At 68.6% G+C, this 23420-nt stretch carries 14 protein-coding genes and 1 tRNA gene; 8 read left to right on the forward strand and 7 right to left on the reverse strand.

Going from position 1 to position 23420, the window contains the following annotated elements:
* Window positions 1-2: 2 nt before the first annotated feature.
* Complete coding sequence (locus tag N1F91_RS08805; protein WP_289991520.1) at window positions 3-1208, reverse strand: efflux RND transporter periplasmic adaptor subunit; 1206 nt, start codon at window positions 1206-1208, stop codon at window positions 3-5.
* Window positions 1209-1680: 472 nt separating this feature from the next.
* Between N1F91_RS08805 and N1F91_RS08810 the strand changes: the two genes are divergently transcribed.
* From N1F91_RS08810 to N1F91_RS08830, 5 genes are all read left to right on the forward strand, one after another.
* Complete coding sequence (locus N1F91_RS08810; protein ID WP_289991521.1) at window positions 1681-1935, forward strand: DUF1488 domain-containing protein; 255 nt, start codon at window positions 1681-1683, stop codon at window positions 1933-1935.
* Between the two features lie 128 nt (window positions 1936-2063).
* Window positions 2064-2369 (forward strand): hypothetical protein, encoded by a 306-nt coding sequence (locus N1F91_RS08815; RefSeq protein ID WP_289991522.1) that lies wholly within the window; start codon window positions 2064-2066, stop codon window positions 2367-2369.
* Window positions 2370-2558: 189 nt separating this feature from the next.
* On the forward strand, window positions 2559-11012 hold the full coding sequence (locus N1F91_RS08820; RefSeq protein WP_354670534.1) for a glucoamylase family protein: 8454 nt from the start codon (window positions 2559-2561) through the stop codon (window positions 11010-11012).
* 217 nt (window positions 11013-11229) lie between these two features.
* Window positions 11230-12282, forward strand: coding sequence for a histidine kinase dimerization/phosphoacceptor domain -containing protein (locus N1F91_RS08825; RefSeq protein ID WP_289991524.1), 1053 nt, complete (start codon window positions 11230-11232; stop codon window positions 12280-12282).
* A gap of 73 nt (window positions 12283-12355) precedes the next feature.
* Window positions 12356-12748 carry a response regulator gene (locus N1F91_RS08830; protein WP_289991526.1) on the forward strand — a complete coding sequence of 131 codons (393 nt, stop codon included), beginning with the start codon at window positions 12356-12358 and terminating at the stop codon, window positions 12746-12748.
* Window positions 12749-12798: 50 nt separating this feature from the next.
* On the opposite strand, the gene N1F91_RS08835 is transcribed toward N1F91_RS08830, so the two are convergent.
* From N1F91_RS08835 to N1F91_RS08855, 5 genes are all read right to left on the reverse strand, one after another.
* Window positions 12799-14136, reverse strand: coding sequence for an APC family permease (locus tag N1F91_RS08835; protein ID WP_289991527.1), 1338 nt, complete (start codon window positions 14134-14136; stop codon window positions 12799-12801).
* A gap of 34 nt (window positions 14137-14170) precedes the next feature.
* Complete coding sequence (locus N1F91_RS08840; RefSeq protein ID WP_289991528.1) at window positions 14171-14572, reverse strand: host attachment protein; 402 nt, start codon at window positions 14570-14572, stop codon at window positions 14171-14173.
* A gap of 480 nt (window positions 14573-15052) precedes the next feature.
* Window positions 15053-15829, reverse strand: coding sequence for an exodeoxyribonuclease III (xth, locus tag N1F91_RS08845; RefSeq protein WP_289991529.1), 777 nt, complete (start codon window positions 15827-15829; stop codon window positions 15053-15055).
* Window positions 15830-16072: 243 nt separating this feature from the next.
* Window positions 16073-17098: a hemerythrin domain-containing protein gene (locus N1F91_RS08850; RefSeq protein WP_289991530.1), complete on the reverse strand. Its 1026-nt coding sequence runs from the start codon at window positions 17096-17098 to the stop codon at window positions 16073-16075.
* Window positions 17099-17863: 765 nt separating this feature from the next.
* A tRNA-Met gene (locus N1F91_RS08855) sits at window positions 17864-17940 on the reverse strand.
* 481 nt (window positions 17941-18421) lie between these two features.
* Here N1F91_RS08855 and N1F91_RS08860 point away from each other — a divergent pair.
* Complete coding sequence (locus tag N1F91_RS08860) at window positions 18422-18823, forward strand: hypothetical protein (protein WP_289991532.1); 402 nt, start codon at window positions 18422-18424, stop codon at window positions 18821-18823.
* A gap of 138 nt (window positions 18824-18961) precedes the next feature.
* On the opposite strand, the gene N1F91_RS08865 is transcribed toward N1F91_RS08860, so the two are convergent.
* A complete protein-coding gene (locus N1F91_RS08865) occupies window positions 18962-19654 on the reverse strand; it encodes a CBS domain-containing protein (protein WP_289991533.1) in 693 nt (230 codons plus the stop codon).
* Window positions 19655-19856: 202 nt separating this feature from the next.
* Between N1F91_RS08865 and ppsA the strand changes: the two genes are divergently transcribed.
* Both ppsA and N1F91_RS08875 read left to right on the forward strand, forming a co-directional pair.
* Window positions 19857-22265, forward strand: coding sequence for a phosphoenolpyruvate synthase (ppsA, locus tag N1F91_RS08870; RefSeq protein WP_289991534.1), 2409 nt, complete (start codon window positions 19857-19859; stop codon window positions 22263-22265).
* Window positions 22266-22376: 111 nt separating this feature from the next.
* Complete coding sequence (locus N1F91_RS08875; protein WP_289991535.1) at window positions 22377-23303, forward strand: hexose kinase; 927 nt, start codon at window positions 22377-22379, stop codon at window positions 23301-23303.
* Window positions 23304-23420 lie beyond the last annotated feature (117 nt).

Consider the following 23420-nt stretch of genomic DNA (forward strand, 5'->3'; position numbering starts at 1 on the left):
GGCTAGCGGTCCGCCACTTTCACCGCCTGGCCATCGACGAGGTCGGCCGCGTCGACGATGAGCACGTCGCCCGGACGCAAGCCGTCCGTCACGATCAGGCGGTCCGCCGGCCAGTCGATGATGCCGACGGGCGTGTGACGGGCCTGGCCTCCATCGAGCACGAAGACGGCCGGCCCGGTCACCGACCTGTCGATCGAGCTGCGGGGCGCGGACAGCGCGGCTTCCCGCCTGTCGACGACGATGTTGGCGGTCACGGTGAGGCCGACCGGCGCCTGCTGCGGCTCGCTGAAGGCGATCTTGACCGCGAGCCCGCCCGTCGCGGCGTCGACGATGGGCGCGACGAAGCTGACGGCGCCCTGCAGGATGCGCGGATCGCCCGTCAGCTGCAGCAGGGCGGGCATGCCGGGCCTCACCTGGGTCGCATAGGATTCGTCGATGTCGGTCTCGACGACCAGCTCCCTGAGATCGGCCAGCGAGAAAAGCTGGGTCGAGAGGTCGACGACCTGGCCCGGCTCCGCGCCGCGGGTGAGGATCGTCCCCGCCATCGGCGCCACGATGCTGTACCTCGTCAGCTGATACTGCGCCTGATCGACGACGGCGCGAAGCCTGTCGACCTCCTGATCCGCCGTTTCGACGGCCCGGCGAGCGTCGTCGAGCGTGACGCGGGAGATGGTCGAGGCGAGCGATTCCGCGCGCAGGAGTGCCTCGCGCGCCTGAAGCTGCGTGCCGAGCCCCTGATCCAGCGCCGCCTCGGCCTGGCGGACCGCCGCCTGCTGCGCCGTGTCGTCGAGGCGCGCGAGGACGGCACCTTGCTCGACGAGATCGCCTTCCTCGGCCAGGGGAGCGACGAGCGTGCCGGCGACGTTGGACTTGACGTCGACCGAATGAAGGGCGGCGATCCTGCCGTTGACCGCGAGCACGCGCGTCACCGGCTCGGCGGACACGACCTCGACGATGACGGTCGGGATGCCGGCCGACCAGGGTTGGGCAAGGAACAGCCAGCCGCCTCCGGCGGCGGCGGCGACGAGCCCCAGCCACCACGCCCGGCGTCGCCATGCCGATGGCCTGGCATGCGACGGGGGAGCGGCAGGCGGGGAAACCAGCGCATAGGTCTTCGGGCGAACCAGGGCGTTTGCGGCACTTTCCGACGAAACGTCGCCCTCATCCCCGGCTTGCGCGGTCAACTCGATCTGGCGGTTCTTCGGCATGCATGAGCGGCCTTCTCTGGACGACGGGCTTGGCGCGTTCGTCTCCACGCGTGATGCCACCTTGTCCTTGGCGCCGATCGGGGGGCGGCGCCTTGACATACATCATTCCGCAAACGGGCGTGCCAGCGGGCAAGAGACATCGTCTTCGGAGGGAGCCTCCGCAGATGTGGCCGCCGGCCCACGCCGATTGTTTCAGTTGTATCGCAGGCGCTCCTGTAATCAGGCGGCGAAACCACCATATATAGACAGGCGGCAGTCGAAACCTGGCCGCAGATACAAATCCTTCGACGGAACGGGCATCGTGGACCGGCACGCGCATACGACGCGGCGCTGGCGTCGCCCGCTCCGCGTCCGCACCTGCTTTCGGAAGAACGCTGACGCGACCCTACGCCACCAGCCAGCAGAAACGCTGCCGGGTCCGCGACCGAATCCGGTTCAGCAGGCGAACCCGTCTCCACAGAGGAATACCGTCATGGCGCTTGCCTTTCCGAACCACAGCCGCAGCTACGACGACGTCCGGCATCGGGTCCGCTTCGTCGGCCACGACGGCATGATCGAGGTGCCGTTCTTCGTCGAGACCGACGCGCTTCCGCCCGCGACCGGCGGCGAAGCCGGCTTCCTTGCCGCCTTCGACGCTGCGCGCACGACGATCCACGACGTCGCGCGCGAACTCTACGGAAGCGCCCGCCGGACGATGTACGTTCTGACGGCGGCCGATTTCCGGTGAATCGCCGTCCTGCGCGCCTGCAGCGAGGCGACCTGCTGGCCGTTTCGCCGACGATTTCTCGCGGCAACGGAACGATGACGGCGCTCAGGCGCTTCGTCACTGTGTAACCCAACGGAAGGAACGCTCACATGCAGTATCTCGGTGTCCTTCGGGGGGCAGGCGACCTGAAATGCGAGGACGAGATCCTTGCACGCGCGGATTATGACTTCGAAGGCTTCCTGACCAAGCCGGGCGGCGTGACCGGCGGCGGCGAATTGCGCATGCCGCCGGAGGCGCTGCGGCTGGTGTTCGGTCGCGTGGACCTCCATCTCCTCACCGACGACGGAAGGCGCCTGCGGCTGCGCTTCTCCGAGAAGCAGTTGCCCCCGGCGAGCAGTTCCGCCCATGTCGACGTCACCGGCGACCTGCCGACGCCGTCCGAGTGGCGCCACTGACGGCGCCATGATCGCCGGGGCGGAGTGACCCTCCACCTCGCACCCGGCCCAGGCCTCCACCTCACGAGGCCTCCAGACAATCCGCCGGTTCCGGCGCAGTCGCATCGGCTGGAAAGGCACGCTTTGACAATTGTCCATCGCCTCCTGGGGCTTCGCTTCTCGTCACCGCCGTGGAACGACGGAGCGCCGGTGAGGGAGGAACTCTTCAGCGAGGAACGCCTCGAACAGCACGCCGAAAGCCTGGCCGTCGCGCAGTCGGTGACCGACAGGCCGCCGGCCGTCCTGTCCCTGCACACGAGGCTCGACGACAATGCTGCGGTCCTGCTCGCGGCCTACAGGGCGACCGCGACCGAGCTGGAAAGCGGCAGGGGGGTGGTTCCCGCGGCCGAGTGGCTGCTGGACAACTATCACCTGGTCGAAGAGCAGATCCGCGAGATCAGGGACGATCTTCCCGTGGGCTACTATCGGCAGCTGCCGAAGCTCGCCGACGGACCGCTGGCGGGTTATCCGAGGGTGCTCGGGATCGCATGGGCCTTCGTCGCACACACCGACAGCCTGTTCGAGCGCGAGAAGCTGCGGAAGTTCCTCGTTGCCTACCAGCGGGTTCAGCCGCTGACCATCGGCGAGCTGTGGGCGGTGGCGATCACGCTGCGCATCGTCCTCGTCGAGAACCTGCGCCGGCTCGCCGACCAGATGACGGTGGGCCGGGCGGACCGCGCGGATGCGGCGGCCCTGTCGGATCAGCTTCTCCTGTCGGGTTCCGGCAAGACCGCGCTCGACACCGACATCGCCTCGCGTTCGCCCGAAGCGCTGTCGGAAGTCTTTGCCGCGCATCTGGCCAAGCAGTTGAGGAACCAGGATCCGGCGACGACGCCCGCGCTCGGCTGGCTCGAAGAGCGTCTGGCGCTTCAGGGCGTGTCGGTCGAGGACGTCGTGCAGCACGCCCAGCAGAGGCAGGGCGCGTCCAACGTCACGGTGCGCAACATCGTCACCTCCATGCGGCTCATCTCCGACATCGACTGGGCGGAGATGTTCGAGAGCGTCAGCCTCGTCGATGTGCGGCTGCGCGCGCACAGCGCCTTCGCCGACATGGATTTCCCCACGCGGGACCTCTACCGCAAGGCGATCGAGCAACTGGCGCGGGGCTCGGCCTTGTCGGAGCTCGAGATCGCGGACCAAGCGCTCGACGCCGCGCGCCGGACTGAGGCCGAGGCGGGCCGCGCGGTTGACGCCGGACCCGCCGGCGATCCCGGCTTCCACCTGATCGCCCGTGGCCGCCCGGCCCTCGAGCGGGCGATCGGGTTCAAGGCGCCCGCCCGGCTGCGGATCAGCCGCTTCAACACGCGCCTCGGCATCGGCGGCTATATCGGGTCGATCCTGTTCGTCACGGCGCTGCTGCTCGCGGTCGCGCTGTGGCTGCTGTCGCGCTCCGGCCTCGACGGCCTCTGGCTGCTCTTCGCGGCGCTGGTCGGCTTCCTGCCAGCGACCGAGGTGGCGACCACCCTCGTCAACCGTGCAATGACCTGGAGCTTCGGCGCCACGATCCTTCCGGGGCTCGCGCTCAAGCACGGCGTTCCGCCGTCGCTGCGCACCCTGGTCGCCGTTCCGACGCTCCTCACCAGCGAAGCCGACCTCCTGGAGCAGGTGGAGCGCCTCGAAGTGCATCACCTGTCCGGCGTAGGCGGCGACCTGGCCTTCGCTCTCCTCACCGACGGTATGGATGCGGATCGCCAGGAGACGGAGGGCGATGCCCGCCTCCTCGCCATTGCCGCCGAGGCGATCGCCCGCCTCAACGGTCGCCACGAGCCGCTTGCGGGCGGAGACCGCTTCTTCCTCCTGCACCGACGCCGCGTCTTCAACCCGGCCGAAGGCAAATGGATGGGGTGGGAACGCAAGCGCGGCAAGCTGCACGAGCTCAACCGGCTGCTGCGCGGTGCGGCCGAAACCACCTTCCTGCCGGTCGGCGGGAGCCCGCCGCAGCTGCCGGCCGATGTGCGCTACGTCATCACCCTCGACGCCGACACGCGCCTGCCGCGCGATGCCGCGCACCGCCTGATCGGCAAGATGGCGCATCCGCTCAACCGCCCGCGCTTCAGCGATGAACAACAGCGCGTGGTCGACGGCTACGGCATCCTGCAGCCGCGCGTGACGCCCTCGCTTCCCGTCGGCCGGGAAGGCTCCATCTTCCAGCGCGTCTTCTCAGCCCCGGGCGGCATCGATCCCTACGCGGCCGCTGCGTCGGACGTGTACCAGGACCTGTTCGGCGAGGGCACCTACACCGGCAAGGGCATCTACGACGTCGACGCCTTCGAAGCTTCGCTGTCGGGGCGCGTGCCCGAGAACGCCATGCTCAGCCACGATCTCTTCGAGGGCGTCTTCGCCCGCGCCGGCCTCGCGTCCGACGTCGAGGTCATCGAGGAGTTCCCCTCCCGCTACGACGTCGCCGCCAAGCGCCAGCACCGCTGGACGCGTGGCGACTGGCAACTTCTGCCTTGGGTGGCGGCGCGACGCGGCGGTACGTCGGCTCTGCCCTCCATCGGCCGGGGCAAGATGCTGGACAACCTGCGGCGATCACTGCTGGCGCCATCCACGCTCCTGGCCCTCGTGCTCACCTGGGTGATGCCACTGCCGGCTGCGGTGGCCGGAACCCTGCTCGTTCTCGCTGCCATCGCGACGCCGGCCTTCCTGCCGATCCTCTTCACCGCCGTGCCGCGCCGCACCGGCATCCATCTGCGCCACCACGCGGCGACGCTTGCCGCGGACCTCAGGCTCGCTGCCGCGCAGAGCGCCCTGTCCATCGTCTTCCTGCCGGACCATGCCTGGCGGATGGGCGATGCCATCGTCAGGACGCTGACCCGGATCTACGTCACGCGCGGCCACCTGCTGGAATGGACCACGGCCGCGCAGTCGAAGGAGAGCCCGCGGCTCGATCTCGCCGGCTTCTACCGCCGCATGGCCTCCGGCACGCTGCTCGGTCTGGCGGCGACCGTCGGTGCCGCGCTGGTCGCGCCGTCGTCCTGGCTGCTGGTCCTGCCCTTCGCGGTGGCATGGCTTGCCGCGCCGGCGCTCGCGCTCTGGACGAGCCGGTCACCTGAGGCGGGTACGCGGCTTTCGGCCACCGATCCGGATGCGCGCGACCTGCGCCTGATCGCCCGCAGCACCTGGCGCTTCTTCGAGACCTTCGTGACGCCCGAAGACAACATGCTGCCCCCGGACAACTTCCAGGAGGATCCGAAGCCGGTCGTGGCCCACCGGACCTCGCCCACCAACATCGGGCTCTATCTCATCTCCACCGTCGCCGCGCGGGACTTCGGCTGGGCCGGAACGGCCGAGACGGTCGAGCGGCTGGAAGCCACGTTTGCCACCTTGCGCAGGCTGCCGCGGCACAAGGGGCATTTCTTCAACTGGTACGCGACGCAGGACCTGCGGGTCCTCGAACCCGCCTACGTCTCGTCGGTCGACAGCGGCAATCTCGCCGGCCACCTCATCGTGCTTTCCAACGCCTGCGAGGCGTGGATTGGAAGGCCGGTCGCGCCGAACGCCCGTCTGGGCATGGCAGACGCCGTCCTCATGGCGCGTCGATCGCTCGACGTGGAGCCGGGGCACCGTGCCGCTCTCCTCTCGGGGACGTTCGACGAGATCGAGGCGCTGATCGCCGGTCCGCAGACGCTCGAGGCCCTGTCACCCGTCCTGTCGCGTCTCGCCGACAAGGCCGCCGCCACGGCGCGGGCCCTCGTTTCGACCGAAGCGGAGGACGACGCGACAGACATCCTCTTCTGGATCGACACCTTCAAGACGACCATCGCCGCACATGGTCGCGACCGGCTCGCCGGCGACGAGCTCGACGTCCGGCTGGAGCGGCTTGCCGGCCATGCCCGCGAGATGGCGATGGCGATGGATTTCGCCTTCCTGCTCGATCCGGAGCGCAAGCTGCTGTCGATCGGCTACTCGCTTGCCGACGACAGCCTCGACCCGAGCTGCTACGACCTGCTCGCCTCGGAAGCGCGGCTGGCCAGCCTCTTCGCCATCGCCAAGGGCGACGTGGAGACCCGGCACTGGTTCCGCCTCGGCCGCGCCGCGACGCCGCTCGCCAACGCCTCGGCGCTGATCTCGTGGTCCGGCTCGATGTTCGAATACCTGATGCCGTCGCTCGTCCTGCGCGCCCCCGCCGGCAGCCTGCTCGAACAGACCAACCGCCTCGTGGTGCAGCGCCAGCAGTCCTATGCCCGCTCGCTCGGCATTCCCTGGGGGATATCCGAATCGGCCTACAACGCCCGCGACATGGAGCTGACCTACCAGTACTCCAACTTCGGCGTTCCGGGCCTCGGCCTGAAGCGCGGCCTGTCGCAGAACGCGGTGATCGCGCCCTATGCGACAGGGCTCGCCACCATGGTCGACCCCCACGGCGCGCGCGAGAACTATGCCCGCATGGCGAAAATGGGTGCCGGCGGCCGCTACGGCTTCTACGAAGCGCTCGACTTCACGCGGTCGCGGCTTCCCGAGAACAGGGACGTCGCCGTGGTCCGCACCTCCATGGCCCACCACCAGGGCATGACCATCGTCGCCATCGCCAACACGCTGCACGAGGGCGAGATGCGCGCCCGGTTCCATCGCGAGCCGATCATCCAGGCCTGTGAACTGCTGTTGCAGGAGCGCATGCCGCGCGACGTGGTGACCGGCCATCCGAAGGCCGAGGAGGTCAGGGTCTCGCCGGCCACCGCCGATGTGGAAGCACCCGCGTCGCGCTGCGTCACCGCCGCCACCGCAGGACCGCCGGTGACCCACCTCCTGTCCAACGGCCGCTATGCTCTGATGCTGACGGCCGCCGGCGCGGGCTACAGCCGCTGGCGCGATATCGCCGTGACGCGCTGGCGCGAGGATCCCACCCGCGACGACTGGGGCTCCTACGTGTTCCTGCGCGATCTCCAGAGCGGCGATGTCTGGTCGGCCGGGTCCCAGCCGCTGTGCGCCGAAGGCGAGACGCGCGAAGTCGTCTTCGACGAGGACCATGCCCGGTTCATCCGCCGCGGCGGCGCCTTGACGACCACCATGGAGGTCCTCGTCTCCGGTGAGGACGACTGCGAGGTCCGCCGCGTCTCCCTGAGCAATGGCGGGCGCCGCGCGCGCGACGTCGAGATCTCGTCCTATGCCGAGATCGTCCTGGCGCCGCCGGCCTCCGACATGGCGCACCCGGCCTTCTCCAAGATGTTCGTGCAAACCGAGCATGTCGCGGAGTTCGGGGCGCTCGTCGCCCGGCGTCGCCCGCGCTCCGAGGCAGAGCCGCAGGTATGGGCGGCCCATCTCGCCGTCGTCGAAGGCGAGGTCGTCGCCGATCCGCAATACGAGACCGACCGCGCCCGCTTCATCGGGCGCGGCCGCTCGATCCACTCGGCCCAGGCGATGGCGGCACCCGGAGCGCTGTCGAATACGGTCGGCACCGTTCTCGATCCCATCTTCGCGCTGCGCCAGACCGTGCGGATCGCGCCCGGAAAGGTCGCGCGCATCGCCTACTGGACCATCGTCGCGTCGTCGCGGGCCGAACTGATGGACCTGATGGACAAGCACCACGACCGCAGCGCCTTCGAGCGCGCGCGGACGCTGGCGTGGACGCAGGGGCAGGTCCAGCTGCGCCATCTCGACGTCGACGCCGCCGAGGCGGCGGACTTCCAGCGGCTTGCTGCGCCGATCCTCTACGCCGACGCACGCCACCGCTCCCCCGCCGAAGCGATCCTGCGCGGCGCCGGCTCGCAGTCCGGCATCTGGCATCTCGGCATCTCGGGCGACCTGCCGATCGTCCTGCTCGACATCGACGACCCGCAGGACATGGCGCAGGTGCGGCAGTTGCTGCGCGCGCACGAGTACTGGCGGATGAAGAGCCTCGCCGTCGACCTGGTGATCGTCAACCAGCGCTCGTCCTCCTACACGCAGGACCTGCAGGTCGCCATCGAGACCGCCGTGCGCACCAGCCAGTCGCGGCCGCGCTTCGGCGCCGTGCTCGCGCAGGGCGCGGCCTACGCGCTGCGCGCGGACCTGATGAGCGCGGAGGCGTTGGGCCTGCTCCGCTCGATCGCCCGCGTCACCTACTCGGCCCGCCGCGGCGCGATCGCCGGGCAGCTCGACCAGATGCGCGCCCACGCCGACGACCGCCCGCCGGTCCAGGTGCCGCACAAGCCGGTCCCGCCGAAGTCCAGGACGGTCGCGGTACCTGCGCCGGCGCTCGAGTTCTTCAACGGCCTCGGCGGCTTCGACGAGGACGGCCGCGAATACGTCACGATCCTGGAAGGCGCCGCGACCACGCCCGCGCCCTGGATCAACGTCGTCGCCAATCCCGGCTTCGGCTTCCAGGTCTCGGCCGAGGGAAGCGGCTACACCTGGGCGCAGAACAGCCGCGAGAACCAGCTGACGCCGTGGTCGAACGACCCGGTGGTCGACCCGGGCGGGGAGGTCTTCTATGTCCGCGACGAGGAGACGCGCGAGTTCTGGAGCCCGACGGCGCAGCCGATCCGCGACGGCGGCACCTACGTGGCGCGCCACGGCTTCGGCTACAGCCGCTTCCAGCACGAGGCGAACGGCATCGCCCTCGATCTCCTGCAATACGTGCCGCTCTCCGACCCGATCAAGGTCTCGCGCCTGACCATCGATAACCGCTCCGGGCGGACCCGCCGCCTTTCCGTCACGAGCTTTGCCGAACTCGTGCTCGGTGTCGCGCGCAGCGCCACGGCGCCGTTCCTGGTGACGCAGATCGATCCGGATACGGGCGCGATTTTGGCGTGCAATCCCTGGAGCATCGCGTCGCCCGACCGCACCGCGTTCGCCGATCTCGGCGGGCGTCAGTCCGCATGGACCGGCGACCGGACAGAGTTCCTCGGCCGCTACGGCCATCCCTCGGCGCCGCGCGCGCTCACCGGCGAAGGCCGGTTGTCCGGCAGGACCGGCGCCGGCCTCGACCCTTGCGCGGCCCTGCAGCAGGTGATCGAGATCGCCGCGGGCGAAACGGCGGAGATCGTCTGCTTCTTCGGGCAGTGCGCCACGCAGGAGGAAGCCCAGGCGCTGGTCGCCCGCTATCGCGCGGCCGATCTCGACGCCGTATTCCGGGAGGTGACGGATCACTGGACGGGCGTTCTGCAGGCGGTCCAGGTGAAGACGCCCGACCGCGCCACCGACATCATGCTCAACGGCTGGCTGCTCTACCAGACGCTCGCCTGCCGGATCTGGGCGCGCTCGGCCTTCTACCAGTCGAGCGGCGCCTATGGCTTCCGCGACCAGCTCCAGGACGGCATGGCGCTGAGCCTCGCGCGGCCGCAAGAGACCCGCAGCCATCTCCTGCGCGCGGCGGGCCGGCAGTTCGTCGAGGGCGACGTGCAGCATTGGTGGCTGCCGCAGTCGGGGCAGGGGGTGCGCACGCGAATCTCGGACGACCGCGTCTGGCTGGCCTACGCGGCGGCGACCTACGTGAAGGCTTCGGGCGATGCCGCGATCCTCGACGAAAGCGTGCCGTTCCTCGACGGTCCGCACCTGGGACCCCACGAGCACGACGCGTTCTTTCATCCCGCGCAGTCGGCCGAAGCAGGTTCGCTGTTCGAGCACTGCGCCCGCGGTCTCGACCAGTGCCTGGACCTCACCGGCCGCCTCGGCCTGCCCCTCATGGGCACCGGCGACTGGAACGACGGCATGAACCGCGTCGGCGAGGGCGGCAAGGGCGAGAGCGTCTGGCTGGGCTGGCTGCTCGCGAGCGCCATCGACCTGTTCGCACCGCTGGCAGATGGGCGGGACCCGCAGCGTGCGGACCGCTGGCGGACGCATGCCACCGCGCTGCGGCAGGCGATCGAGGCGCAGGCGTGGGACGGCGAGTGGTACCGCCGCGCGACGTTCGACGACGGCACCTGGCTCGGCTCGACCGAAAGCGAGGAATGCCGGATCGATTCCATCGCCCAGTCCTGGGCCGTCCTGTCCGGCGCCGCCGACCCGGCGCGGGCTGCAACCGCGATGGCGTCGCTCGACAGGCACCTCATCCGCCGCGACGACGCCATGGCCCTGCTGTTCACGCCGCCCTTCGACCAGACGCCGCGCGATCCCGGCTACATCAAGGGCTACCCGCCGGGCCTGCGCGAGAACGGCGGCCAGTACAGCCATGCCGCCATGTGGGCGATCCTCGCCTTCGCCAGATCCGGTTCGGGCGACAAGGCGCACGAGCTGTTCTCGCTGCTCAATCCGATCAACCATGCCGGCACGCCCGCGGCGACGGACCGCTACAAGGTCGAGCCCTATGTCGTCGCCGCCGACGTCTACTCCGTGGCGCCGCATGTCGGTCGCGGCGGCTGGACCTGGTACACCGGCTCCGCCGCCTGGATGTACCGGGCCGGCATCGAGGGTATCCTTGGCATTCGCCGCGAGGGTGACGTGCTCGTCGTCGATCCGTGCCTCCCCACGGCATGGCCGGGCTTCGAGGCCACGCTGCGCATCGACGGAACGCGCTGCGACATCCGGGTGGACAATTCGGGTCGACGGACCTCGCGCAGCTGGTCGGCAGTCCTCGACGGCGTGACCCTGCCGCCCTCCGATGCCGCCGCCCGCGTGCCGCTGGACGGCCGCGAGCACAGCCTGACCATCGTGTCGGGCGAGATCCCGGGGTTCCTCGCATAGGACGCGAATGGCGTCCGTGCGAGCGCGTCTGCGGCAAGGCTCATGATCTTTCTCCGGGCCTTCAGTTTGGCGCAGGAGGGCCTTTCGCAACTTTAGATGGGACCGGCAGGGGCTGGTCGTGATAGACTGCCTTCGTCGAGCCCGCCTTGTCCGGCTGCTCGCCATGTTGCCGAGTAATGACCCGCTCCGCGGGTCTCCGGCCCTCGAGGGCCATTCCGTGCCAAAGACTTCCACCATGCACTATGAGGCCGCGAGCACACTCGCCGTGGTGGTCTCGTCCAACGAGCCGTTGCTCCTGCTGTCGGAGGATCAGAACGTGGTTGCGGCTAGCGCTTCGTTCTGCCGCGCCTTCGAAGTCGATCCCTCGACGGTCACCGGCAGACGTCTGTGCGAGATCGGTGCCGGCGAATGGGACATGCCCAGGCTCGCCTCGCTGCTGCGGGCGACGGCATCGGGCAGCGCGCGGATCGAAGCCTACGAGATCGACCTCGTGCGGCCGGGCCGCGAGACGCGGAACCTCGTCGTCAACGCCCGCACGCTCGACGACGGCGACCTGGATCGCATCCGCCTCCTGCTTGCCGTGACGGACGTGACCGACGCGCGCGCCGAGACCCGGCTGAAGGACGATCTCATCCGCGACAAGGCGATCCTGCTGCAGGAGGTGCAGCACCGGGTCGCCAACAGCCTGCAGATCATCGCCAGCGTCCTGATGCAGAGCGCCCGCCGGGTCCAGTCGGTCGAAGCGCGCGGCCACCTGCACAACGCCCATCACCGGGTGATGTCGATCGCGGCGCTGCAGCGCCAGCTCTCCACCTCCAGCGGCGGCCGCGTCGAACTGCGTGCCTACTTCACGCAGCTCTGCCAGAGCCTCGGCGCTTCGATGATCTCCGACCCGAACCGGCTGTCCATCGCGGTCGAGGTGGACGACAGCGTCGTCGAGCCGGACTTCTCCGTCAGTCTGGGGCTGATCGTGACGGAACTCGTCATCAATGCCCTCAAGCACGCCTTTCCCGACGACCGGATGGGAACGATCGTGATCGCGTATCGATCGTCGGGCAAGGACTGGACGCTGTCGATCACCGACGACGGCATCGGCATGCCCCTGGGGACCGATGCCCCCAAGGCCGGGCTCGGCACCGGCATCGTCGAGGCGCTCGCCCGGAACCTGCAGGGCGAAATCCGCTTGGGCGATGCAGGCCCCGGCACCGCCGTGACGATCAGCCACCGACAGGGCGCGGGTCTGCCGACCGACGTTTCGAAAGCCGCCTAGGAACCAAATCGCCGCCCCGCCGCTATACCGAACGGCGTCGACGCGGTCCCGTCTCACACATCTCGAGTCTCTCATGAAAAAAGACAAGGCCGTCGTCCTGGTGGTCGAAGACAACACGATCATCCGCATGGGCGCCGTCGATCTGGTCCTGGCCGCAGGCTACGAAGTCCTCGAGGCATGCGACGCGGACGAAGCCATCCGCATCCTGGAGGCACGGTCCGACATCGACCTGGTGTTCACCGACGTCCAGATGCCCGGCACGATGGACGGCATCAAGCTCTCCCACTACATCCGGGACCGGTGGCCGCCCGTGAAGCTGATCGTCGCCTCCGGGGCAGCCATCCTCGAGGAAAGCAGCCTTCCCGACGGTAGCCGCTTCTTCCCCAAGCCCTATGACGAGCACGCCATCACGGACGCGATGGCACGGCTGCTGGCGAGCGGGCGTTCGACCTTGACGGTCGGGTGACCTCATCGCCGCGGCCGCAAGCAGCGCTACGCCTCCGCCCCCCGGCCGGATCAGGCTGCGCAACGTGCAATCCGGGTCCGCACGACATGGAACGCGATCATCCCGGCGAGCAAGCCTCCCGCCAGAGCAGGAGCCTTCCAGTCTCCGCCGGCCAGCCTGACGGCGATCAGCACGAGGCAGATGACCGTCCCGAGCGCCGGAACGAAGCGCGGCACTTCGAAGCCGCCCTTCGGCTCGCCGACGCGCCCCTGGAGGATCAGCAGGGCACCGTTCACGACCGCGAAGACGACCAGCAGCATCAGGACCGACGCTGAGGCGAGTTCGGCGATGCTGCCGAAGAAGGCGAGCGGGACGAGCAGGAGGAAAAGGACGAGGATCGCCAGACCGGGCGTTCGGGTCCGCGCGCCGATCCTGCCCATTGCTGCAGGCAGAAGGCCCTGGCGCGCCATGCCATAGACCATCCGCGAACTGGTGACGTAGTTGACGAGAGCGGTATTGGCGACCGCAAACAGGGTGATGCCGGCGAACACCGCGACAGGTATCGACGGAGCCGCCCGGCGCATGACCTCCGTCAGCGGACCCGGCGCGGCGGCGAGTTCCTGCCACGGCACGACGGACACGGAGCTGACGGCGACGGCGACGTAGATGGAGGCGCCGACGACCATGGCGGTGACCAGCGCGACCGGGATCGTCCGCTGCGGGTCGCGGCATTCCTCGGCGACGTTCAGGATGTCTTCGAAGCCGATGAAGGCGAAGAAGGTCAGCACAGCGCCCTGGAAGACCAGCACGATCAGCACGTCCCCGTTCGGGGAACCGGGGGTCTGGAGGAGATCGACGGAGCCCCAGTAGGGGATGCCGACGGCGATCACGAGGAGCAACCCGCCCGCCTCGATCACCGTGCAGACGACGTTGACCCACATCGATTCCCGGATGCCGCGCACGACCAGTCCCGTCAGGACCATCAGGAAGCCGATGGCGATCGTCCAGGCGGGCAAAGCGGCGAGCCCGGCGATCGAAGCGAGGTTGACGGCGAAGACCTGGGACTGCGTCGCGATCGACGTCAGTCCGGAGGCGACGACGGCAAGCCCGACCACGAAGCTGAGGAGCGGCATGCCATAGGCGCGCTCGGTGACGAAGGCCGCCCCGCCGGCCCGCGGATAGCGCGATCCGAGCGAGGCGTATGACAGCGCCGTCAGCAGTGCCGCCACCATGGCGACGAGGAAAGCCAGCCACACCGCGTTTCCGGCCAGCCCGGCCGCCTGGCCGATCAATCCGTAGATGCCCGAGCCCAGCATGCTGCCGAGGCCGTAGAGCGTGAGCTGGAACGGACCGATCGACCGGCGCAATACCGGCTCGGGGTTGCCGGAGCCGGGCCGAAGGTCGCTCACCGGGCGGGCGGGCTGCAACGGGTCGCCGCTGCCGTCAGCCGGCCGAAAGCGCCTTCTCGACGTCGGCCAGAGAGTGCCCGGTCAGATCCTTGGCGATCTCGTGCAGCAGGACCGCCGACAGCGCCTTGTGATAGTGCTTGCGCATCTCGCCCAGCGCACGCGGTGCGGCGACGATGACCAGGTTCTCGATCTTGCCGCCGAGCGCCTGCTGGTTGAGGTGCTGGACGATGCCGGCGGAGAACTGATCCTCCCCGGACTGCCCGTGATCGGGATTGGCCGCGCTCGTGTGCCGTCCGGTGCTGGTCCCCGGATCGTCGGCGATGGCCTCGTGCGGCACCGCCTCGAGCTTCATGGCCGCCTCGTCACCGGCATTGCGGAACAGGTTCAGTTTCTCGCCGTCTGCGACGGCGACGATCGTACCCTTGGGCAACAGCATTCGAATTCTCCAGATGAGGGCGAAGCGCACCGCGTGCGAAAGGACGAGGATGCGCCGCCGAGGGAGGTGGGGCCGCGCCTGGCCGGGACCCGGCAGGCGATGCGCTGGCGGACCAGCGCAATGCGACGAGCCGATACCACCATAGCACGCCCACAATGCGGAAGCTTGCGGGAACGTTGCATGTCAGACCGGAGTGTCGTCGGCGATAACGAGGCCGGAAGCAATCGCCTCCTTGTCCATCGGCACCGCGCATGATCATGAAGCCGGGTCCAAGGGCACTGCAGCCGTGGTTGATGTCAAACCCGCCCGGCTTGCCATTTTCGCCGCCAAGATGGTGCGTGAAAGATGGCGCTCAGAATCAGCTGAAGCCTGCTTGTCACGGTAAGCAACGTCTGCAAGTTGCGGTAGGGTCCAGCCGGACAGTGCGGGTACATGGATCCGCACTGCAGATCGAGAAATCGTGCAACGGGCCTTGGCTGATCAGATTTTCCTCAGCCTCACCCACACCGGCGCATGATCGCTGGCACCTTCCCGACCCCGAACCTCGCGATCGACTCCGGCTTCGACGAGCCTGTCCGCGAGTTCACGGTTCAGCAGGAGATGGTCGAGCCTGAGGCCGGCGTCGCGCTGCCAGCGCATGCGCTTGTAGTGCCAGAATGTGTAGACACGTCCGCGTGGGTGGAGATGGCGCAGCGCGTCGAGCCAACTGCGGCCGACGAGCCTGCGGTAGGCGGCACGGCTTTCGGGGTGGATCAGCGCATCGTCGTTCCAGGATGAGGTCGGGTAGATGTCGAGATCCGTCGGCGCGACATTGTAGTCGCCGGCGAGCACGATCGGCACGCCGTGTCTGCGCAGTGCCGTGGCGTGCTTCCTCAGTCGTTCCAGCCAGGCGAGCTTGTAGGCAAACTTTGCCCCCGGCTGGGGATTGCCGTTCGGCGCATAGATCGAGGCGACCAGGATACCCGCGACCGCCGCCTCGATGTACCGGGCCTGGGCATCGGCCGGATCGCCGGGAAGGCTGCGGCGTGTGACCACCGGCTCACCGATGCGCGAGAGGATGGCGACCCCGTTCCAGCTTTTCTGCCCTACCCAGGACGCAGCATAGCCGGCGGAAGCGATTGCCTCTTGGGGGAACGCGTCCTGCGGCGCCTTCAGTTCCTGCAGGCAGACGATGTCGGGCTGGGCTGTCGCAAGCCAGTCGAGCAGATTGTCGAGCCGCCCGTTGATGCCGTTGATGTTGAAGGTCGCGATCTTCATCGAGCCAGTACGCGCGCCCCCCGGTCCCGGGTTTTGCCAGCGACGGTTGCGAGAGGATCGGCCGCCGTGAAGCCGGCGATGGTCTTGCGAGGCGTGAGGTCTCGCGCAGGCCGATCCGGTGCCTTCGCAGGGCCGACAGGTTCAACCATCAGCGCCTCTTCTGCCCCATCGGGCATATCCTCCCGGATGGGGCCAAGGCCAGTTCCTATGCCACCACGCACGATTTCGATATGGTCGCCTGACTTACGCCAGACCGCCTCCGGGAAACCCGGACCGCGTCACCGCTTTGCCCAGTCGACCATCCAGCCGACCCAACGCCTGCTTGGAGTTGCGCTGCGCGATGTCGAGGACTTTTACGTTTCCCTCCACCCAGTTCCGCATCGCGTTTGCAGCGAACTCCTTCTGGAGTTCCGCGACGTGTTGAAGGCTCCGGCACTGTATGAGCCCCTGCGAGGCTTCGGCGTTGATGCGCGCGGCGCTGCCGAGCCACTCCAGCCAGACGGAGTAGATTTCGGACACCGCCTTCGCGGAACTCGCCGCCTCCAGGATCTTCTGCGAAGACTGGCTGTAGACGTTCATCGCATCGTGCGTGTCCGATGCGATCTGCTCGGTCCGCTGCGTGATGTTTTCCGTCACCTGGCGAGCCCCGTCCTGCACCGAGGCAGTACCCCGTGCCATTGTGGCGACGGCTTTCTCGGTCGCCTCGCGGGACGTGCGCTGCGCCGCCTTCTGAGCGCGGACTGCTGCACGTTCGGCAGCGGCCGCCTTCTCGGCCTTCTCGACCTGGCGCCTGGCGAGCGCGGCCTCTTCACGCTTCTCGTCGCGCTTTGCCTTGTCGGCCTCCGCAACGGCGCCTTCGATGTTGGCTGCCAAGGCACCTGCTTCTTCATCATTGAAGGCCTTGAGAACGGCGGGGAGAAGCTCCTTGCGCTCGTTTCGAACGTGCTGCTGGAAGCTCTTGTTCAGCCCGTCGAGCTCCGCGAGAAACTCATCCTGGTCCTTCGGCATATCGGAGAGCTTCTTCAAGGAAGCCCGCAGATCCTTGTTCCCCTTCAGGGCATCGGCGGCGAGATCCTTGGTTTCGGAGTGCTTTCGAAGGAGCGGCAGGAAATGCTGCTCTTCGAGTTCGACATAGCGGGTGAGCTCGTCGCTGAGCTGCGCGAACAGGCTCTCACGGGTCTTCAACGCCTGGTTCGACGTCGCAGCAAGCTTCGTGATCAGCTCGGACGTCCTGCCCGGGGCTGCCTGAATTGTCTGGCGGAGAGTCATGGGGTATCCTTCGTGGCTGTTCATGGGGTCGTGGTCGGGAGCCTTGCTGCGAACGCGCCGACATCGAAGTGCAGGCAGTCGCCGCCGGCACCCATCAGGATCAGCATCATCCGACGGCTGTTCGCCGCACGTTCATGCTGCAATGCAACATAACTCAGGCAGGAGTGAGAAGTTCCCCGGCTTGATGGCCGGGCTCCGGTTCGTGAAAGGGGAGCGTTGGTTGCTCTTCTGGAGAGGGCAGACCAGGGCCGTGACCGGCGGGATCGAGCGCTTTCTCTTTCGACTGGTCGGAAAACATGCAGGCAACCAGCGTGCCGGCTGGGCTCGCGGCAACGGTCCCGTGAAACGAACCGCCACCCTGCAATGGCTCGTGAAACGAGATTGAAGCGGCTGCGAAGCGCCGTCTTGCTGATGAGCATGGTGCCGCGCAGGACCGCGGCGAGACGGGAAAGCGCGGCGGCTTTGGCGGTGTCAGGAGGGGAAGATGCACCTGTTGTCGCCGACATCGGCCTTGCGCAAGATCACTGATCTCGGCTCCAGCGCAACCCGATCGTGAATGCCGTCCAGCCCGCCGGCTCTCCATGGGCCGAGGCAAGGCGGCGCAGAGAAGACGGCGCAGAGAAAAGGGCTGCCTGCTTGCTGCGGCCAAGGACGTCGAAAGCAATCAGGTCTGGCTGGCCATCCGCCAATTCATGCAGTTCAGGCGCGACTGCGGAGGAAGGACCGGGGCAACGGTGAAGCCTTATCAGGCAACGAAGAGAGGAATGGTAGCGGAGGAGGGATTCGAACCCCCGACACAAGGATTATGATTCCTCTGCTCTAACCAACTGAGCTACTCCGCCCCTTCGAAGCGACGCCGCGAGGCGGGGCGCCGCGCCGGCTTGCGCCGAGGCTGGGCGGATATAGTGGGCGGTCGCGGGCGCTGTCAAGCGCGAAGGGAAGGGGTCTTGGGCAATCGGGTCCATGAACGCGCGACGATGGGTCGTCGTGCAGAAACGGTCGGTGCGCGCGGTCCGTCTGCGGCAGGCGGTTGCGGGATAAGGGGCGTGGGGTGGGCTGCCTCCGGGCAGACACGGCGTCGCCTCGGTGCTGTGTCCATGATCCGGGGGCGCGGCCCAGCGTGGCACGGTGGGGGCGATGACGTGCTCCCGTTTCTCCGCCCGGCATTGCGTCGCCGTGACGACCACCCATTCCGCGAACGCGTCGTGTTCGCGGCCGCGATCCGCCCCCACTCGCGATAAAATCGATCGCTTCGAAAAAAATCTGTCCACACCCCCCGACGCCGCGCCGATACTGTGCGCGTCAACAACGGAGGACAGGGCGATGGGCTTGAGGGAGGAGGTGCTGGAAGAAATCCTGGCGCTGCTCGTCCTTTTGGCCGGGCTCGCCGACCGCGTCGCCGGCCGGCCGCTGGCCATGGTCCTTCCCGTGCTCGGGGGCCTCGCGCATGCCGAGTCGGTGGCGCGACGCTACCTCACCGGCCTGCCGACCGGCGCGGCTGCCCTGGTCGCCTCGTCGCAGCCGCAAGACCGCGCCGCGCGGCTCGCCGCCGATTTCCGCAAGCTGGCGCGAATCCTGCGCGCCTACCTGGCCCAGGCGAGGCGCCGGGCGCGCTTTGCCACCCGCGCCACCGCCCGGAAGGCCTGCGCGCCGATGGCGCCGTGCGGGCACGCATGCGCCGACGGCTGTCCGGCCGAAGCACTGCCGGCACCCGACACGTCGTGACGTTTACCGTCGCCGGCCTCGCGCCGCATCAAACGTCTTGCCCACCGGCCGCCCCGCCGTGCCTCCCCGCAAAGCTGCGGTGGGAGGGCGCCGGCGCTTGTCTTGCAGGGGCTGCCTGCACACAGGCGCCGGAAATCCTCACACGCCGGCGGGCGTGAAGGGCACAACCGTCAGGCTGTCGGTCACCGGCCGCGCTCCCGCCGCGGTTTCGGCGGCCACCACGACGGCACGACGGACGCGATCGTCGGTGACCGTGCCGCGCAGATGGACATGGCCGGCGACAACCTCGACGTCGACCATGGCAAGGCCGCTCCAGGTCTGGTCCTCGATCTCGTCCAGGATCGTGCGCCGCACGGCGATGTCGTCGGCGGCGGGCGCGGGCCCGTCGGAGAGCCGGTGCGTCAGCGCCACCAGGAAGTTGGCGCGGCTGATGATGCCGACGATCCGGCCGTCGCGCAGGACGGGCAGCCGCTTGAAGCCGCGCTTCTCCATGATCAAGACCACGTCCTCCAGCTGCGTCTCGGCCGAGACCGAAACGGCCTTCGGGCTCATCACGTCGCGGACGGTGCGGCCGTGGGCATGGACGTAGTCGTCGGCGGCGTCGCCGGGCGTCACCCACAGGTCGAACCAGCGCGGCCGGTGCTTTTCGGTGCCGAGTTCCGCCCGGCGCAGCAGATCCCGCTCGCTGACCATGCCGATCAGCCTGCCGTCGGCGTCGACGACCGGAAGGCCGCTCACGCGATGCTGCACCATCATCTTCGCCGCATCGGCCACGCTCGCCTCGGCGCCGATGGTGGCGGCGCCCGCCGTCATGATGTCTCCGGCCTTCATGGTCGTTCTCCGTTTCCTCGGGCGGCGGTCGCGATGCTGCGTGCCGTGGCGCCCGTTCGTCCTCTGGTAGGCAAGGCGGGGTGCCGCCACCTTGATCCGGGTCAAAGGCGTGCGGGGTTAGCGGCACTTGACGGGAATCAATGCCTCGTGCCGCCGCCTGGGCTTGTCTCGGGGCATCGGCAACGCGCCCCGGGAGGATTTCATGAGCTTGGACACTGCAGCACGCGAAGCGCCGGTCGTGACCTTCGAGACGATCGGACGCGGCGACGTCGGCCGCGTCGGCGGCAAGAACGCCTCGCTCGGCGAGATGATCGCAACGCTTGTGCCTGCGGGCATCCGCGTGCCGCCGGGCTTCGCCACCACGGCGCAGGCCTATCGCGAATTCATCGCCGCCAATGGTTTCGAGGCAACGGTTCGTGGGCGGCTGGCCGACCTTGCGGGCGGGAGGGCGACGCTTGCGGATACCGGTCAGGCGGTGCGTGCGCTGATCCTGTCGGGCGACTGGCCGCAGGAGACGGAGGTAGCGATCCGCGCGGCCTACGAGGCGCTCTGCATCCGCACCGGCAAGCCGGCGGTGGACGTCGCGGTGCGCTCGAGCGCCACCGCCGAGGACCTGCCGGACGCGAGCTTCGCGGGCCAGCAGGAAACCTTCCTCAACATCCGCGGACCCGACGCGCTGCTTGACGCCTGCCGGCGCTGCTATGCCTCGCTGTTCACCGACCGGGCGATCAGCTACCGCATCGCCAAGGGCTTCGACCATATGGCCGTGGCGCTGTCGGTGGGGGTGCAGCAGATGGTGCGCTCCGACCTCGGCGGGGCGGGCGTCATGTTCTCGATCGACACGGAGACGGGCTTTCCGGACGTGGTGGTGATCGATGCGGCCTGGGGTCTCGGCGAGAACGTCGTGCAGGGCGCGGTCGATCCCGACGAGTACCAGGTGTTCAAGCCGCTGCTTTCCGATCCGGCGCTGAAACCGATCGTCCACAAGACGCTGGGCGAGAAGAAAAAGAAGATGATCTACGGCGACGGCGCGCAGCCGACCCGCAACGTGCCGACGTCGAAGGCCGAGCGCGCGCGCTTCGTCCTGTCGGACGAGGAAATCCTGCAGCTTGCACGCTGGGCGGTGACGATCGAGGCGCATTACGGCTGCCCGATGGACATGGAGTGGGCCCGCGACGGCGAGACCGGCGACCTCTTCATCGTCCAGGCGCGGCCGGAAACGGTGCAGTCGCGCGCCGGCGCCGGGTCGCTGAAATCCTACAGCCTGACGGGAAAGGGCAGGACGCTTGCCAGGGGGCTGGCGATCGGCAGCGCGGCGGTCGCCGGCCGCGTCTGCATCATCGAGAATGCGCGCGACATCGACCGCTTCGTCGACGGCTCGGTGCTGGTGACGGGGACGACCGATCCCGACTGGGTGCCGATCATGAAGCGGGCGGCGGCGATCGTCACCGATCATGGCGGGCGCACCTCGCACGCCGCCATCGTCAGCCGCGAACTCGGCCTGCCTGCGATCGTCGGCACCGGCAATGCCACGCAGGTGCTGCATGACGAGCAGGAAGTCACCGTGTCCTGCGCGGAAGGCGACGAAGGGTTCGTGCTGGAGGGAACGGCCGAGATCACTGCCGAGACGATCCGCATCGACGACCTGCCGGAGACCCGGACCAAGCTGATGCTCAACCTCGCCAATCCGGCGGCGGCCTTCCGCTGGTGGCGGCTGCCGGCCGATGGCGTCGGGCTGGCGCGGATGGAATTCGTCGTCTCCAACCACATCCGGGTCCACCCGATGGCGCTGGTTCGTTTCGACGCGCTGCGCGACGAGACGGCCCGGGCGGAGATCGAGCGGCTGACGGCGGCATATCCCGACAAGACGGAGTATTTCGTCGACCGGCTGTCGCGCGGGCTCGCCCGCATCGCCGCGGCACTGCATCCCCGCCCGGTCATCGTGCGGATGAGCGATTTCAAGACCAACGAATATGCCGGGCTTCTCGGCGGCGCGCAGTTCGAGCCGGCCGAGGAGAATCCGATGATCGGTTTCCGCGGCGCGGCGCGCTACTACTCGCCGCGCTACCGGGAGGGATTCGCGCTCGAATGCCGGGCGATCAGGCGGCTGCGCGAGGAGATGGGATTTGCCAACGTGGTCGTCATGATCCCGTTCTGCCGATCGACGGTCGAGGCCGACAAGGTGCTGGAGGTCATGGCCGAGAACGGACTGACGCGCGGCGAGAACGGACTGGAGGTCTACGTCATGTGCGAGATCCCGTCCAACGTCGTGCTGGCGGCGGAGTTCGCCAGACGCTTCGACGGGTTTTCGATCGGCTCCAACGACCTGACGCAGCTGACGCTCGGCGTCGACCGGGATTCGGGCGAACTCGCCGACCTCTTCGACGAGCGGGATCCGGCGGTGAAGTGGATGATTTCGAGCGTCATCGCGGCTGCGCGGAAGGCCGGCGCCAAGATCGGGCTGTGCGGGCAGGCGCCGAGCGACCATCCGGATTTCGCCGCCTTCCTCGTCGACTGCGGCATCAGTTCGATCTCGGTCAGCCCGGACAGTTTCGTCGAGGTGAAACGGGTCGTGGCGGCGGCCGAGGCTGCAGCACATGCCCCGGCCTGACTTGCGGTTTTGCCTGCGGCCGCGGATGTGGCAAGGCTTCAACGATGGCACGGCGGCGGAACGCGAGGCGGCGTCCGGTGTTCGTCAGCCATCGGACAATTAGGGACTGGCATGGCAAAGGTTCTCACGCTTACGCTCAACCCGACCGTCGACGTCTCCGGCGACGCCGAGGTGATCCGGCCGGTGCGCAAGGTGCGCACCGCCAACGGGCGCTTCGATCCGGGCGGCGGCGGCATCAACGTCGCGCGGGTCACCGCGAAGCTCGGCCGCGCGGTCGAGGCCGTCTATCTGGCGGGCGGAGAGGTCGGCCAAATGCTCGACCGGCTGCTCGCCGAGCAGGGCGTCGCGACACGGCGTATCACGATCGAGGGCCAGACGCGGCTCGGCTTCATCGTCCACGAAACCTCGACCGGGCTCGAGTACCGCTTCGTCCCCGAAGGGCCCGCGGTGGCGGCGGACAGTCTCGAGGCGGTGCTTGCCGTCGTGGCCGACCACGACAGCGACTATGTGGTCGGCTCGGGCAGCCTGCCGGCCGGTGCGCCGGAGGATTTCTATGCGAGGGCAGCGGATGCGGCCGCACGGCGCGGCGCCCGCTTCGTGCTCGACACGTCCGGTGCCGCGCTGAAGGCGACGCTCGAACGCGCGAAGGTGTTCCTCGCCAAGCCGAGCCTGAGCGAACTGGAGCAGTTCGCCGGCCGCAGGCTGGGACCGGACGAGGCGTGTGCAGTGGCCGCCGACATCGTCGCAAGCGGAGCGGCCGAAATGGTTGCGGTCACGCTCGGTGCCGACGGGGCGATTCTCGCCAGCCGCGATGGCGTGCTCCGGCTGCCGACCATCGCCGTGCGGGTGCGTTCGGCGGTCGGCGCCGGCGACAGCTTCCTGGCGGCCATGGTCTGGTTGCTGATGGAGGGAAAGGACGCCGGCGAAGCGTTCCGCTTCGGCATCGCCGCAGGCGCCGCAGCCGCCATGACGCCCGGGACCGAACTGTGCCGTATCGAGGACATCGGCACGCTCCTGCGGCATCTCGGGCCCGCCTGAAGGTGCCCGGTCGCCACAACCTCGCGTCGCGTCCCGCACCGGCCCTGATCGCCCGCGGCCGCACGGGGGTTGAGTTCCGGTTGGCGGCCCGATATGTCAGGCCAGATTCTTTCGGAC

Source organism: Aquibium sp. ELW1220 (assembly GCF_030398385.1).
In the GTDB taxonomy this organism is placed as follows: Bacteria; Pseudomonadota; Alphaproteobacteria; order Rhizobiales; family Rhizobiaceae; genus Aquibium.